The sequence below is a fragment of the Paenibacillus sp. S28 genome (genome assembly GCF_016624415.1).
In the GTDB taxonomy this organism is placed as follows: Bacteria; Bacillota; Bacilli; order Paenibacillales; family Paenibacillaceae; genus Paenibacillus_AQ; species Paenibacillus_AQ favisporus.
Map to the genome: position 1 here is coordinate 598,726 of NZ_JACVTM010000002.1, position 14,120 is coordinate 612,845.

General features: G+C 51.6%; 17 protein-coding genes and 1 other annotated feature (1 of these 18 running past the window's edge). Of the genes, 16 read left to right on the top strand and 1 reads right to left on the bottom strand.

Translation table 11 applies throughout. From position 1 onward, the window contains the following. Positions 1-170, bottom strand: a binding site (T-box leader); it reaches 65 nt to the left of the window's first position. A gap of 247 nt (positions 171-417) precedes the next feature. Genes IAE55_RS07225 through IAE55_RS07235 form a run of 3 tightly spaced genes read left to right on the top strand, consistent with a single transcriptional unit; the run spans position 418 to position 2,293 of the window. Continuing rightward, positions 418-1,011 carry a CPBP family intramembrane glutamic endopeptidase gene (locus IAE55_RS07225; RefSeq protein WP_076170069.1) on the top strand — a complete coding sequence of 198 codons (594 nt, stop codon included), beginning with the start codon at positions 418-420 and terminating at the stop codon, positions 1,009-1,011. Beyond that, positions 1,008-1,451 (top strand): hypothetical protein, encoded by a 444-nt coding sequence (locus IAE55_RS07230; protein ID WP_200631491.1) that lies wholly within the window; start codon positions 1,008-1,010, stop codon positions 1,449-1,451. Before IAE55_RS07225 ends, IAE55_RS07230 begins: the two co-directional genes overlap by 4 nt. Next, positions 1,445-2,293: a metallophosphoesterase gene (locus tag IAE55_RS07235; RefSeq protein ID WP_105444667.1), complete on the top strand. Its 849-nt coding sequence runs from the start codon at positions 1,445-1,447 to the stop codon at positions 2,291-2,293. The genes IAE55_RS07230 and IAE55_RS07235 overlap by 7 nt, the downstream gene beginning before the upstream one ends. Positions 2,294-2,346: 53 nt before the next feature. On the opposite strand, the gene IAE55_RS07240 is transcribed toward IAE55_RS07235, so the two are convergent. Beyond that, complete coding sequence (locus IAE55_RS07240; protein ID WP_145158457.1) at positions 2,347-3,282, bottom strand: polysaccharide deacetylase family protein; 936 nt, start codon at positions 3,280-3,282, stop codon at positions 2,347-2,349. Positions 3,283-3,377: 95 nt separating this feature from the next. On the opposite strand from IAE55_RS07240, the gene IAE55_RS07245 reads away from it, so the two are divergent. From IAE55_RS07245 to IAE55_RS07305, 13 genes are all read left to right on the top strand, one after another. Continuing rightward, a complete protein-coding gene (locus IAE55_RS07245; RefSeq protein WP_145158459.1) occupies positions 3,378-3,686 on the top strand; it encodes a hypothetical protein in 309 nt (102 codons plus the stop codon). Positions 3,687-3,872: 186 nt separating this feature from the next. Continuing rightward, positions 3,873-4,487: a genetic competence negative regulator gene (locus tag IAE55_RS07250; protein ID WP_076170074.1), complete on the top strand. Its 615-nt coding sequence runs from the start codon at positions 3,873-3,875 to the stop codon at positions 4,485-4,487. Between the two features lie 126 nt (positions 4,488-4,613). Next, positions 4,614-5,309 carry a glutamic-type intramembrane protease PrsW gene (prsW, locus tag IAE55_RS07255; RefSeq protein ID WP_076170075.1) on the top strand — a complete coding sequence of 232 codons (696 nt, stop codon included), beginning with the start codon at positions 4,614-4,616 and terminating at the stop codon, positions 5,307-5,309. A gap of 78 nt (positions 5,310-5,387) precedes the next feature. Beyond that, positions 5,388-5,537: a hypothetical protein gene (locus tag IAE55_RS07260; protein WP_163879344.1), complete on the top strand. Its 150-nt coding sequence runs from the start codon at positions 5,388-5,390 to the stop codon at positions 5,535-5,537. Between the two features lie 84 nt (positions 5,538-5,621). Then, positions 5,622-6,983 carry a germination protein YpeB gene (ypeB, locus tag IAE55_RS07265; protein WP_145158461.1) on the top strand — a complete coding sequence of 454 codons (1,362 nt, stop codon included), beginning with the start codon at positions 5,622-5,624 and terminating at the stop codon, positions 6,981-6,983. A 148-nt stretch (positions 6,984-7,131) separates the two neighbouring features. Continuing rightward, positions 7,132-7,785 carry a flagellar brake protein gene (locus IAE55_RS07270; RefSeq protein ID WP_181153011.1) on the top strand — a complete coding sequence of 218 codons (654 nt, stop codon included), beginning with the start codon at positions 7,132-7,134 and terminating at the stop codon, positions 7,783-7,785. 69 nt (positions 7,786-7,854) lie between these two features. Next, the gene (locus tag IAE55_RS07275) at positions 7,855-8,076 is read left to right on the top strand and encodes a hypothetical protein (protein WP_145131968.1); all 222 of its coding nucleotides are present in this window, start codon (positions 7,855-7,857) and stop codon (positions 8,074-8,076) included. A 106-nt stretch (positions 8,077-8,182) separates the two neighbouring features. After that, on the top strand, positions 8,183-8,887 hold the full coding sequence (cmk, locus tag IAE55_RS07280; protein WP_076170078.1) for a (d)CMP kinase: 705 nt from the start codon (positions 8,183-8,185) through the stop codon (positions 8,885-8,887). Next, on the top strand, positions 8,884-9,480 hold the full coding sequence (locus IAE55_RS07285; RefSeq protein ID WP_234489339.1) for a lysophospholipid acyltransferase family protein: 597 nt from the start codon (positions 8,884-8,886) through the stop codon (positions 9,478-9,480). Before cmk ends, IAE55_RS07285 begins: the two co-directional genes overlap by 4 nt. Before the next feature lie 123 nt (positions 9,481-9,603). Then, positions 9,604-10,833, top strand: coding sequence for a 30S ribosomal protein S1 (rpsA, locus tag IAE55_RS07290; protein WP_105444673.1), 1,230 nt, complete (start codon positions 9,604-9,606; stop codon positions 10,831-10,833). A gap of 253 nt (positions 10,834-11,086) precedes the next feature. Continuing rightward, positions 11,087-12,409, top strand: coding sequence for a ribosome biogenesis GTPase Der (der, locus tag IAE55_RS07295; RefSeq protein WP_105444674.1), 1,323 nt, complete (start codon positions 11,087-11,089; stop codon positions 12,407-12,409). 11 nt (positions 12,410-12,420) lie between these two features. Continuing rightward, positions 12,421-13,044: a glycerol-3-phosphate 1-O-acyltransferase PlsY gene (plsY, locus tag IAE55_RS07300; RefSeq protein ID WP_105444675.1), complete on the top strand. Its 624-nt coding sequence runs from the start codon at positions 12,421-12,423 to the stop codon at positions 13,042-13,044. After that, positions 13,034-14,074: an NAD(P)H-dependent glycerol-3-phosphate dehydrogenase gene (locus IAE55_RS07305; RefSeq protein WP_200631493.1), complete on the top strand. Its 1,041-nt coding sequence runs from the start codon at positions 13,034-13,036 to the stop codon at positions 14,072-14,074. The genes plsY and IAE55_RS07305 overlap by 11 nt, the downstream gene beginning before the upstream one ends. The last annotated feature ends 46 nt before the right edge of the window (positions 14,075-14,120 follow it).

A 14,120-nucleotide genomic window follows, 5' to 3' on the forward strand; every position in this document is an offset into this window, starting at 1 on the left:
AGGTCTTCCGATTGAAGACCTGATTGATAACGGAATCATCCGACTGCACCTACTGAGTAGTTCAATGCAGTTGCTCTGGAACGCTAAAGATGACTTCTCTGTCACCGGTTTGCACCAACCACCGGCTCTCTGGAGACGATAAAGCCTCTTCTTTCCTTCATCGTGTTTCGCTCAATTAATTTTTCCATAATGTATCACGGGCCTATCAGGCGTGTCAATAGGTAAAAGTGCTTCCCTTGAATGTTCTGCTCTTAATCTGCTATGATTCTAATGCTGGGAGGACTTTTTTAACAAAGTTAAATCGTATATTTCGGGGGTCCCGCAGAACACAAACAGATGTTGGAGTAAAACCTTCACGTTGTGGGATGTTTGCAACCACTCTAGTAACAGAAACTTAATAGACAGGCAGGCCTCATCATGAAAAAAAGGAAATGGAAATTACCCAAAATTCAGCAGGCTAAGCCTGAACAGCTGAATGACCGTCTACTTCTGATCAATCTGTATATCACCCAGGGCCTAACCTTATTGATCGGTCTCGTATGGATTCTGCTGCAGCGAAGAAATCCGCTTGCCTTGTTTCAGCTTCAGCATCCCGGACAAGTTGCAGCATGGGGGCTTGGGCTGGCCGCCGTTATGTTTGCCGTCGATTTCCTCGTCTCCCGGATTACACCGGAGGAAGTGATGGATGACGGCGGAATCAACAACATGCTGTTCCAGCGCCGTCCCGTATGGCATATTATAGTCATCTCCGCGGTCGTGGCGGTATGCGAGGAGCTGCTGTTCCGTGGAGCCGTACAGCATGCGTTCGGTCCGTATTGGACCAGTATATTATTTGCGGTCATTCACGTCCGGTATTTGAAGCACTGGATTCCAACCGGCTGGGTTTTTTTGAGCAGTTACGGCCTCGGATATATCTACATACATTCCGGAACACTGCTTGCCCCGGTCTTATGCCATTTTATGATTGATTGTGTATCCGGGCTAGTGATTCGATTTCGGAGGGAAGCATGAACAGCGAATTGAGCAGAGTTGAAACGTACAGAAAAAATCGGAAGAAGACACCGGTAAAAAAGGCGCCTTCAGCCGGTGCCGGTAAACGGACTCCGCCCAAGTCCAAGGCAGCAGAGACGTCTTCAACACGGGCGGCCGGAACGCTGAGACGCGGAAAAACGGAAGGAAATGCAGGGAAGCGGCCGGCGGCCGCCAGAACTGCTGCAGCCGCTTCCGGCTCGGCGGCAGCCCCGCAGTCCCGTCGGAGTAACCGGACTGCCGGAAAAAGAGAGACGGAAGGCGAATCCGCCGTTCCGGCAAGAGCGGACACTTACGGTTCTCGACGCATCAAGATCAGTAAATATTTTACGAACTCTTTAATCTTTTTATTTATCGGTTTAACGGCATTTCTTGTTTATTGGGGAATTAAAGGCGCCCCCCCGCTGGAGGATCTATGGTAGCCCCCTGGCTCGTCTGGGCGGGGGCAGGCGTCGTGGCTGCGGCTGCAGCGCTTTACGCCAGGATGTCGTATGAGGCGAGGCTGGAGCTGGTTCAGCAGGCCGACGTGAGGCTGGAGAGGCTGCCAAAACCCTTTGACGGCTGCAAGCTCCTGTTCATATCGGATCTGCATAGCAGAAGGCTGACGGGGAAGACGATTCGGCAGCTGGCTGGAACGGTTGATTGGGTGATCCTTGGTGGGGATATTATGGAACGGAATGTACCGCTGAGCCAGGTAGAGCACAACTTAAGGCTGCTCGCCGAAATCGCCCCGGTGTATGCCGTATACGGCAACCATGATTATAAGGCCGATCCCGAAGGTTTGGAAAAGCTGATGAACGCATGCGGAGTCACTTTGCTGCGGGATGAAAACGTTCCTCTGCTGCGAAACGGCGCGCGCATCTGGTTAACCGGTGTTGATTATCCGCGGTACAAACGAAACGATTATCCTCCGGTTCCACAGCTGCCTGTCCGTGATGCCGGTGCGGAATGCCGCATCCTAGCCGTTCATGACCCGGCCTGGCTGCAGAAGCAGAAGACGATCCAGGCGGACCTTGTGCTTGCCGGCCATACCCATGGCGGACAAATTACGCTGCCTTGGCTCGGACCGGTCCGGCTGAATCAATTTTACCGCAAGTATGCTTCGGGATGGTTTGAATGGGAGCAGCCGGAAGCGGAGGTCCGCCGGCCGCGCATGCTGATCAGCCGCGGTTTCGGCACAAGACGCGTTCCGCTCCGCCTGTGCTGCCCTGCAGAAATGCATGTCCTTACGCTAAGGACAGAACCCATAGAAAAACACAGATAAACGAGTAAAAGCAGCCGAAATGCCGGCTGCTTTTTTGTGCATTGCATGATTCCTTACTTGATTTGAGTATCGATGCTTTCGGGATCTACAAAGGTGTAGCCTTTGCTTTCCAGTTTGGTAAGGAGCGTATCCAGCGCTTCGACGGTCCACGGAAGCTCATGCATTAAAATGTTGCTGCCGCTGTGCAGCTGGTCCAGCACGTTCGAGACAACCTTGTCGGCATTGCTGCTGCTTTTGGAGCTCATCGTCCAATCGAGCGAGCCGTTGGACCAGGTCATGTACAGGAGACCGTTCTCCTTGGCGATTTTCTTGCCGGTATCACCGCCAGCCCCATTGGGGGGACGGAAAAATACAGGCGCTTTGCCAACGGTTGCCTTGACAATCTGCTGCGTATCCTCGATTTGCCTGCGTACTTCCGCTTCGGGCTTATTTTTGAGGATGATGTGATCCCAGCTGTGGTTGCCGATGGTCTGCCCGCGTTCCGCTATTAATTTCAACAGCTCGGGATGCTGCTTGACGCGGTATCCATTGACGAAAAATATCGCCTTGGCGTGATGCTTGTCCAGCGTATCGATCAACCCGTTGATCATTTCTGCCTTTTTAGGGCCGTCGTCGAAGGTTAGCAGTACGACTTTTTTCGGAATCCCTTCAACACTCGGAACGATATCGTAGGCTTTATTCATGCGATACTGCACCGTTACCGCTTTTGTAGAGGGCTGCTGATCCTTGGAATCCGGCTTGGATGCGCTGCCTTGATTCGTTTGATCGTTATTCGTTTGATTCTTGTTCGTTTCCGGAGAATTTTCCGATCCCGATCCGTCGGTTTGAGTGCCGGTCGTCCCGTTTGTTGTGGTACCGCTTGAATTATTTTTATGTACTTCGCTTGTTTGAGCCGGAGGGACCGCCTTTTGGTCTTTTTGTCCCTCGTTTCCGCAGGCGCTAAGGATGAGCAGTGAGCATAGAGCCAGCGCCGCCGTGATTTTAACCATGATTTCATCTCGCTTTCCTGAATTTATGCCGCATGAGCAGGACCGTATTCGCTCAAAATATATTCGACTTCATCCCATAAGGAGGTTGTACCTAAATGAACACTTCTGCTTTTATTGGCGGTATTTTGATTGGTGCTGCTGCAACGACGCTGTTGTCCAGAAACCGGGGACGCAACATGATTACGTCCGTCATGGGCGGCAATGCCAAGGACAAAATGATGGACATGGCGAACATCGGCATGGGCTCGTCCCATCGTCACGACGCTCATGGTTCTCACAACGATTCGTATTCCAAGGGATCGAGCGTTACCCAGATTAAAGATTTTATCCGAACCAATCCGGATGTCAAGCGGGAAGTGGACATGATTCTGAAAGAGACAAATACGGTGATACCTGGATTGTAAACGCGTCAAACCCATTAGAATCATTTAAAGGGCGGTTATCCGCTCCAAATGATTCTTTTTTTGTCCATTTTACAGCGTGCATTTATGGTTATATAATGATAACATACTTACATAGAACTATTTTCAGCACATATTATGGGAGACATCATAATTTGTTATAACAATGCTTACAAGGAGGATCCTGTCATGAAAATAGAACGCTTAAGCTCAGATAAGATACGGATTTTCCTTACGTTTGACGACCTGAGTGAACGGGGCATCCAGAAGGAGGACATGTGGCAAGAAATCCCGAAGGTGCACGAGCTGTTTACCGAAATGATGGATCAGGCCTATAACGAACTGGGCTTTGATGCAACGGGACCGCTCGCCGTGGAAGTGTTTGCCCTTCCTGCTCAAGGAATGGTCGTCATCGTGACCCGGGGGAAATACGATCATCATCAGTACAGTCAACTGGGTGAAGATGAACTCCCTGAAGAAGTTTACGAAATGGAAGTCACGCTTGAACAAAGCGACTCCATCGTGTATGCTTTTAACGACTTCGAAGTGCTGATCGAAGCTGCACACGTACTTCAACGACATATCACCGAAGCCGGGCGGCTTTATCATTATAGAGATAAATGGGTTCTGTACATGGACCCAGAAGAAATCGACGCTAATCAGCTTCCTTCGCTGATCGCGGTTCTTGCTGAGTTCGGAGAAGCTGCATCCTATACGGAAGCCGTACTTGAGGAATACGGCAAAGTCGTCATTGCCGAGAACGCGGTTGACGTCATTTGCACACATTTCAAGCGCCAGGATTAACACCGTTATCCTGATTGAGACATCCCATGAGGATTCATCTTCATGGGATGAACTTTGCTTTGAAGCTGGAGTTACATTCGACAGGGCCGCTAAGGTCACTGCCAGGAAGTGGAGGGATTAAGAACGGTGCTTTTGTTTTCGGTTATTGCGTCGGCATTGGCGCCGGGTCTTGCCCTACTGACCTATTTTTATTTAAAGGACAGATACGATCAGGAACCGCTGCTTATGGTGATCAAGGTGTTTCTGCTTGGTTTTATGATCGTGGTTCCGGTCATGATCATCCAGCGGGGCCTTACAACGGGGCTCGGCGGCAATCCGTATCTGGATTCTTTTGTCATATCGGCGTTTGTTGAGGAATTTTTGAAATGGTTCGTGCTGTTTCACATGATATACAACCATACGGAGTTTGACGAGCCGTACGACGGGATCGTGTATGCCGTAGCGATTTCGCTTGGTTTCGCGACTGTGGAGAATGTGATGTATGCCTGGTACAGCCACGCATCCTTCGGGGCGATGTTCCTGCGGGCGCTGCTTCCGGTATCGGGGCATGCCATGTTCGGGGTGATGATGGGTTATTACCTCGGCAGAGCGAGGTTTTCGACCGGAGCCAAGGCCAAGCGTTTTCTGGTCTATTCGATGATCATCCCGTGGTTCTGGCACGGGGTCTACGACTTTATTCTAAGCACGATGACGCATTATTGGATCTGGTTTATCGTCCCGCTGATGGCTTTTCTATGGTACGGAGGCATGGGCAAGGTATACCGGGCCAACAACCGCTCCCCGTTCCGTTTCCTGAAGCGGGAGGAAGAGGTTAATACGTAATTAAATTGGGCACACTTTATCCTAAGAAGTTACAATCCGCATTCGGATACAATCTTTTTAGGATGGAGGTGTCCTTTTTTGCGTGTCAAAGTAAAAATCGTCTGCAGGCAATGCGGGGAACGCTACGTGCTGCGCGGCAAAAAAGAACGCGGGAAGATCGAAACCGGCTTCAAGCAGTGCCTGTGCAACAACCAAAGCCAGTTCGATATCGAAGAAGACCCGTTTTGAACCGATACCTGGGAAACGATGCATAAGACTCCTTTCTTCTAGTCAAACTAACACCAGCTTTAAGTTGATGAAAGGAGACTTCACATGTACAAGCGATTAAGCGCTGTTTTATTTCCCATAGTCACCCTGTTTATGATCGGAGCGTTTGTGTGGGGGTACCAAGAGAACCAGGAGAAGAACGCCGTGCTGATCAAGGCGGAAAACCAGTATCAGCGGGCTTTTCATGACCTGTCCTATCATATGGACCGCCTGCACAGCGAGCTTGGCAATACGCTGGCCGTAAGCTCGGCTTCCAATGCGATGCACCGGAAAGGGCTGGTCAACGTGTGGCGGCTGACAAGCGAAGCGCAGAACGAAATCAACCAGCTGCCGCTCACCATGCTGCCGTTTAACAAAACCGAAGAGTTTCTGTCCAAAATATCGAAGTTTTCCTACCAGACCTCCATGCGGAATTTGGAGAAAGAGCCGCTGTCAAATGAGGAGATCAAAAACCTGAAGGCACTCTATGCCAACTCCGGACAAATCACCAAGGATCTCCAGGACGTGCAGTCCAAGGTGATCAGCAACCGGCTGCGCTGGATGGACGTGGAAAGCGCGATGGCCACGGAAGACAAGAAGCTGGACAACACCATTATTGACGGCTTCAAAACGGTAGACAAAAGGGTCGGCGAATACCCGGAATTGAACTGGGGTCCTTCGGTATCCAGCATCTATGACAAGCGGTCGGTGAAAAAGCTGTCGGCACAGCCGGTATCTCCCGACGATATTAAGCGCAAAGCAGCCGAGTTTGCCGGCGCGAGAGGTGGCCAGTCCAACGTTCAAGTAACCGAAAACGGGAAAGGAACCGAATGGGCGTCGTACACCGCCACCGTCAGCTCCAACAACCGGCCTGCTCCGCTGTCGCTGAACTTCACCCGTCAAGGCGGCCACTTGATTTCCTTTTCCGATAACCGGGAGGTCGGACCGAAGGCGGTTACGATGGAAGAAGCCCGCAAGAAGGCCGATCAGTTTCTGCAAAGTAAAGGCTATAAGGATATGACGGCCGTTACAGCAGACCAGTATGATAATATGGGCAACTTCACATATGTGCGCAAGCAGGACGGCGTACTGGTGTACCCGGAAAAAATGACGGTTCGGGTCGGGCTCGATAACGGCGAGGTGACCGGGTTCCAGGCCAGCGATCTCGTTTACGAGCAATCCCAGGCGCGTAAAATTCCAAAACCGAAGCTTACCTTGAGCCAGGCGCGGAAAAAGCTGAATCCCGAGTTTAAGGAAAACTACAACCGGCTGGCGCTGATCAAGGACGATTCAGGCCAGGAAGCTCTCTGCTACGAATTCGGAGGCAACATTAACGGCTCCAGATACCGGATATACTTGGATGCCAATGATGGCTCTGAACGGGTCGTAGAGGAGCTCAAGGATTCGGATAAAAAAGCGGTGAAATAGGCAAAAAGTTGCAAGGATCAAGTGATGAGCAAAGCCTCTCGGATCAGCCGAGGGGCTTTTTATATTGCGCAAAAACACTGCTTACCTATGAACAAAGACATGGTATAATCAGGATAGAATGCTATTTTACAGGCTGGCGGTGAGTTTGTTGTTTCCTAAAATCAGCGATCAATTGTTTATCTCCGTGGATTCCGGAGACCAGAAAGAAGCGGGGATGGAGTACAAGTCCCGCATCACGGATTTGGATGACGAGTCCATTCTGATGGAGGTGCCCATCCAGGAAAAGACCGGGCAGCTGAAGCGACTGCACATGGGTGACGAGCTTTCGGTGTATTTTTTGACCGACGGCGGCGTTAAAAATTTTTTCAATACTTACGTGCTCGGCTTCAAGGAAGACGTCGTCCGCATGGTGCGGATCCGCAGGCCTGAGCCCGAGTCGATCGGCAAAGTCCAGCGACGAAGTTTTTTGCGCGTCAATGCCGGATTGGAGGTGGCGGTTCAGACCGAACACAATATCCGCTTCGTCACGCGTACAGAAGATGTCGGCGGGGGCGGCATTTCTTTTTATAGCGACGCCGACAAGGCGATCCGTGAAGGGGACATGCTGTCCTGCTGGGTGCTCGTACCGTATAAGAACGGAAACCTGGAGCACGTTCCGTTTAAGGGCAGCGTCGTTCGGATCCAGCAGCTCGAAAACGGTCGGAAAATCGTGATGCTGAAGTTTGAAGCGATTACGGATATGGAACGGCAAAAGCTGATCCGGTACTGCTTCGAGCGCCAGTTTGATTTTCGGAACCGCTGAGAGATCGGGTGAGGGAATATTTTGTTTTGCCAAGGATACACTAGTAGGAAAATTCAGGGAGTGTATCTGATGGATGAACAGGATCGCGTTCGGCAGTATCTCCGGCTGTTCGGGGAATGCTTTGACGTTTTGTCCAAATGGGTGAAAAGGGCTTTGATTGTGCTTGTCGTTATGCTGATCCTCATACAGGGGGCGCTTCATATCAAGCCGGTCAGACCTTACTTGTCCCCGGTGTACAAGCTTGACGGTATCCCTGTCAAAGAGCGGGATGTCAGGGATTGGAAAGAGTAAAATGGGTGGACGTTTTTGCATCGGAATAGGTTGTGTGGTATAATTTTCTCGACGCAGGCAATGCCTGCTTTTTTCTTGAGGCTTATGTTTGAGGAGGAATGCCCCTTTGGTTAGGCAGGGGACAGAGGATAACTTGAAAATCAACATTGCGATCGATGGACCTGCCGGGGCCGGCAAAAGCACGATTGCCCGCCTGGTGGCGAGAGCCCTCTCGTACATATACGTGGACACCGGAGCCATGTATCGGGCCGTAACGTGGTTTATGATGGAGCAAGGAATTGGACCGGAATTTCCTGAAAAAGTGCTTCAACTCACCCAAAAGATGGTGATTGAATTAATACCCGGGGAAGACGGGCAGAAAGTTCTGGTCAACGGCGAAGATGTGACCCCTTACATCCGTTCTTTGCAGGTGAACGGGATGGTATCCCAATACTCGCAAATTGAAGGAGTAAGACGCCACCTCGTTGCGCTGCAGCAGCAGATGGCTCTGCACAAAGGCATAGTGATGGATGGACGAGATATCGGAACGACCGTGCTTCCCGATGCCGAAGTGAAGATTTTCATGACGGCAAGCGTCAAAGAGCGTGCTCTCCGCCGGTACAAGGAAATGAACGATGCGGAAGGATTGACACTTGAACAGCTTGAGAAGGATATCGAAAGACGTGACCGTCTGGACGCAGAGCGCGAAATTTCGCCGCTTCGCTGCGCCGATGACGCCATTGTCCTGGATACGACTCACATGGATATACCTCAGGTTGTCGACACCATCGTTGATTACTGCAAAACGTACAGGGGTGGGGAGAAGAATTGAAGATTTACGTTTTTTGCCGGGATATCCTTAGGGCAATATTCACCTTGTTGTACCGCTTTGAAGCGGTCGGCACGGAGAATATCCCCAAAGAAGGCGGGGTGCTGCTCTGCTCCAATCACAAAAGTCTGCTCGATCCGATATCCGTCGGGATCAAGGTGAAGCGGCAGGTCAAGTTCATGGCCAAGGAAGAATTGTTCAAAGTTCCCATACTGGGATGGCTGATCACCCAGTTTGGAGCGTTTCCCGTCAAGCGGGGGGGAGTCAGCAAAGAGTCCTTCAAGACCTCCATCTCCATTTTGCGCGGCGGTGAAATCATGGGCATCTTTCCGGTAGGCACGCGCTTCTCCGATACTGGCGCCGCCAAGAAAGGGGCTGCCATGTTTGCGCTTCGCGGCAATGCCGCCGTCGTGCCGGCCGCGATTATCGGCGATTACAAGATTTTCAGAAAAATGAAAATCGTGTATGGACAACCTATCGTCCTGGATGACCTGAAAAGCGGCGAGGTGGATGGCGATCCGCTCGAGCTGGTGACAGAACGCATCATGGACCGGATCCATGAAATGGAGAAGACCGGAAGACCTTCGGGGAATTAGCCGGGCGTGCATGAACACAAGCACTTATTGGAAACATATGATTCGTACTGCTTTATGATGTTTTGAACTCTGCGTCAGCAGGTTTGAATAAATGGGTTTTTTTGAATTGAGGAGGGTATTGACATGTCGGAAGAAACGAAAAATCAAGAAACTGCAGAAGCGGTAAACCAAGAGGAATTGGATCAATTCGTATCCTTGAAAAAAGGGGACACCGTGAAAGGCACGATCGTCAAACTGGAGGACAACCAAGCTTATGTAAGCATTGGATATAAATATGACGGCGTCATTCCGGTCCGCGAACTGTCTTCCGTACACCTTGACAACGCATCCGAAGCGGTGCAGGTTGGTCAGGAAGTGGAATGCAAGGTTGTCAGCATCGACGACGAGAAGGAAAGACTCGTTCTTTCCAAGCGCGCGATCGACAGCGAGAATGCTTGGGATGAGCTAGAGAAGCATTTCGAAGCTCAGGACGCTTTCGAAGTTACCGTAGCTGACGTGGTGAAAGGCGGTCTCGTCGCAGACGTAGGCGCACGCGGATTTATCCCGGCTTCCATGGTAGAGCGTCATTTCGTTGAAGACTTCAGCGACTATAAAGGCCGCACGCTGCGCGTGAAGGTAAAAGAGCTTGACCGTGAGAACAACAAAGTGATCCTGTCGCAAAAAGACGTTCTCGAAGAAGAGTTCGAAGCCAACAAGCTAAAAGTGATGGGTGAACTCCAAGAAGGACAAGAAATCGAAGGTACAGTGCAGCGTCTGACTCAATTCGGCGCCTTTGTTGACGTGGGCGGCGTTGACGGACTGGTTCACGTGTCCGAAATGGCTTGGCATCATGTTGACAAACCTTCCGATGTCGTGTCCGAAGGCGACCAAGTGAAGGTAAAAGTGCTCAAAGTTGATCCGGAAAAAGGCAAAATCAGCCTGAGCATCAAGGCTGCCCAGCCAGGACCATGGGAATCCGCAGCCGACAAGTTCCATACCGGCGATGTAGTTACAGGCGAAGTGAAGCGTCTTGTCACTTTCGGTGCTTTCGTTGAGCTGGCGCCAGGTGTCGAAGGACTTGTTCATATTTCGCAAATTTCCCATAAGCACATCGGCACACCGCATGAAGTGCTCAAAGAAGGTCAAGAAGTTCAAGTCAAAATCTTGGACATCAACACGGCTGAAAAGCGCGTAAGCCTGAGCATCAAGGAAACCGAGGAAGCTCCTGCGGCAGCTCCAAGACCGGAAAGAGCACCGAAGAGCAGCGCGCACAAGGATGATCTGAAAGACAACCCGAACGTATCTCTCAGCAACCAAGGCCTCAGCATTACACTCGGTGAACGTTTTGGAGACAAACTCAGCAAATTTAAATGATTTGGGCCTCCAAAATTGAAATCGGTGAACCCTTACACGGGTTTACCGATTTTTTTTTAGATCAGCAAGTATGCTGACTTGGGCCAAATTGGTTCAAAATGTTCGATCTTTAAAGCCAAAGAATCGGCCATGCATGGTTCTGTGTATGCTTAGGAAAAATACAATTAACATTCGGCTATTCCTATGAAAGGTTAGCCAAAAGAAACGTTTTTTGCTATGATGATTATCGTAAGAATTGACAGGAGGAGTGACTATGGCAAGACCCGTAGTGGCAATCGTGGGCAGGCCTAATGTGGGGAAATCCACCATTTTTAACCGTTTGGTCGGGGACAGGCTGGCCATTGTAGAAGATAAGCCGGGCGTGACGCGTGACCGGATTTACAGCGTTGCCGAATGGAACGGCAAACCTTTCAGTGTCATTGACACGGGAGGTATTGAAATTGACGGTGACGATGTAATATTGAAATCGATCCGTATGCAGGCTGAGCTTGCTATCGAAGAAGCCGACGTCATCGTCTTTATGTGCGATGCCAAGAGCGGCGTAACCCAATCTGATGAAGAAGTAGCCCAGATGCTTTTCCGGTCCGGAAAACCGATCGTGCTGGCCGTAAACAAAGTGGACAATTTGCAGCGCAATGACGACATTTACGAGTTTTACAGCCTCGGTTTTGGGGACCCGATCGCGATATCCGGCAGTCACGGAACCGGGATCGGCGATCTTCTGGACGCTATTGTAGATATTTTGCCAGATCTGACGGATGATGAGTACGATGAGGACGTGATTCGGGTTGCACTGATCGGACGGCCGAATGTCGGCAAATCGTCGCTCGTTAATGCGATCCTTGGCGAAGAACGCGTCATTGTCAGCGATATTGCGGGAACGACCCGGGATGCCATTGACACTCCGTTTGAGCGGGACGGGCAGCGTTACGTGCTGATCGATACCGCCGGTATGCGCAAACGCGGAAAAGTATACGAAACGACCGAGAAGTACAGCGTTATGCGGGCGATGCGCGCTATCGAAAGAGCGGATGTGGTGCTTGTCGTCATTAACGGCGAAGAAGGGATCATCGACCAGGATAAGCATATTGCTGGTTACGCTTACGAGGCCGGCAAAGCTTCTCTTTTTGTCGTCAATAAATGGGACGCCGTCGAGAAGGATGACAAGACGATGCACCAGTTTGAGAAAAAGATCCGCGATCACTTCCTGTTTATGACCTATGCGCCAGTTCTGTTTCTGTCCGCCAAAACGAAGCAGCGGCTCCACAAGCTTCTGCCGGTCGTTCAGCACGTCGCCGAGCAGCATTCGCTGCGGGTGCAGACGCATCTCTTGAATGACGTCGTATCCGACGCCGTGGCGATTAATCCGCCTCCGACGGACAAGGGGCGCCGCCTGCGTATCAACTATGCGACGCAGGTTGCGGTCAAGCCGCCGACGATGGTCATTTTCGTGAACGATCCGGAACTGATGCACTTCTCTTACGAGCGTTATTTGGAGAACAAGATCCGGTCTGCTTTTGATTTTGAAGGAACGCCTATACGCATCTTTACTCGGCGCAAATCGGATGAAAGTTAGGGGAGAATAGCTTGGTTCTACAGATCATCGCCATTATACTGAGTTACTTGCTCGGCTCCATCAGCTTCAGCGTTGTCCTTGCCAAGCTGCTGAAAGGGATCGACATCCGCCAGCACGGCAGCGGTAATGCGGGAGCGACGAATACGCTGCGCATACTGGGGAAGGGTCCGGCCGTTCTGGTTCTGGCGCTCGACGTTCTCAAAGGAATCGCGGCGGTCTGGATCGGCGTGTGGTTGGGCGGAGGCGAGGCATGGGTTCCCGCATTATGCGGCATCGGTGCGATCGTCGGGCATAACTGGCCGGTGTATTTTCACTTCCGTGGGGGTAAAGGCATTGCGACGACTATTGGCGTCATGGCGACACTGAGCTTTCTGCCAGCACTGTATGCCGGCATTATCGCCATTCTGCTGATCGTGGTTACACGGTACGTGTCGCTGGGATCGCTGGTGTTCGTGGCGCTTACGCCTGTATTTTTGCTCATTTTGGGTTATGCCTGGCCGATTTTTTGGACCAGTCTCATTATTTGTTTATTTGCCTTCTGGAGACATCGGAGCAATATTGTGAAAATTCTTCAGGGCCGGGAAAATAAGATCGGATCCGGAGGGCCCAAAGGGGGTAAAGGGATTGTCAAATAAAGTGGCTGTATTGGTCGCAGGCAGCTGGGGAACGGCTTTGGCCAGCGTGCTGGCTGCAAACCATCCGGAGGTGGTGCTGTGGTGCCGAAATCCGGATCAGGTCAAGGAAATCAATGAGCAGCATACCAACAACCGCTATCTGCCGGACGCTCAGCTGCCGGTCAATCTGAAAGCGACAAGCGACATGGGGGAAGCGGTGTCGGGGGCGAAGGCCGTAGTTATCGTTGCCCCATCCAAAGCGATGCGGCAGGTGGCGCGGGACTTAAGCGCTCATTGGCAGAAGGAAATGCTCGTGATCCATGCGACGAAAGGTTTTGAGACCGAAACGTTGAAGCGGATGTCTACGGTCATCGCTGAAGAGCTGGGCTGCGAAGAGGGAAGAATCGTAGTCATGTCCGGTCCAAGCCATGCGGAGGAAGTCGTCAAGCGGTGCCCGACCACCGTTGTGGTCGCTTCACTGACCGAGAGCGAGGCGGTCGCCGCGCAGGACTTGTTTATGAATTCCGACTTCCGCGTATACACCAACCGGGATATGGTCGGGGTCGAGCTCGCGGGAGCGCTGAAGAATATCATTGCCCTCGGCGCGGGCATGTCGGATGGACTTGGCTTCGGGGACAACGCAAAAGCGGCGCTGCTGACGCGAGGTTTGGCTGAAATCACCCGGATCGGCGTCGAAATGGGAGCGAACCCGCTCACGTTCTCCGGCCTCGCGGGCGTCGGGGACCTGGTGGCCACGGCAACGAGCAGGCACAGCCGGAACTGGCGCGCAGGCTCCATGCTTGGTCAAGGCAAAAACCTCGATGAGGTGCTGGATTCGATGGGCATGGTGGTGGAAGGTGTCCGGACGACCCAAGCGGCGCATGACATCTCAAAAAAATACGGCGTACAGATGCCGATAGCCGATCAGCTGTACCATGTGCTCTTTTTGAACCGGAATCCGCGCATTGCCGTCGAGGCGCTCATGGGCCGGGACCCGAAGACCGAAATGGAGACGATGAAGCTGGAAACGTGGGAGCAGTGGCACCGTTAATGCTTATTCACCTTTTTCCGCACTTCCTCATATATTAGGGTTGAGG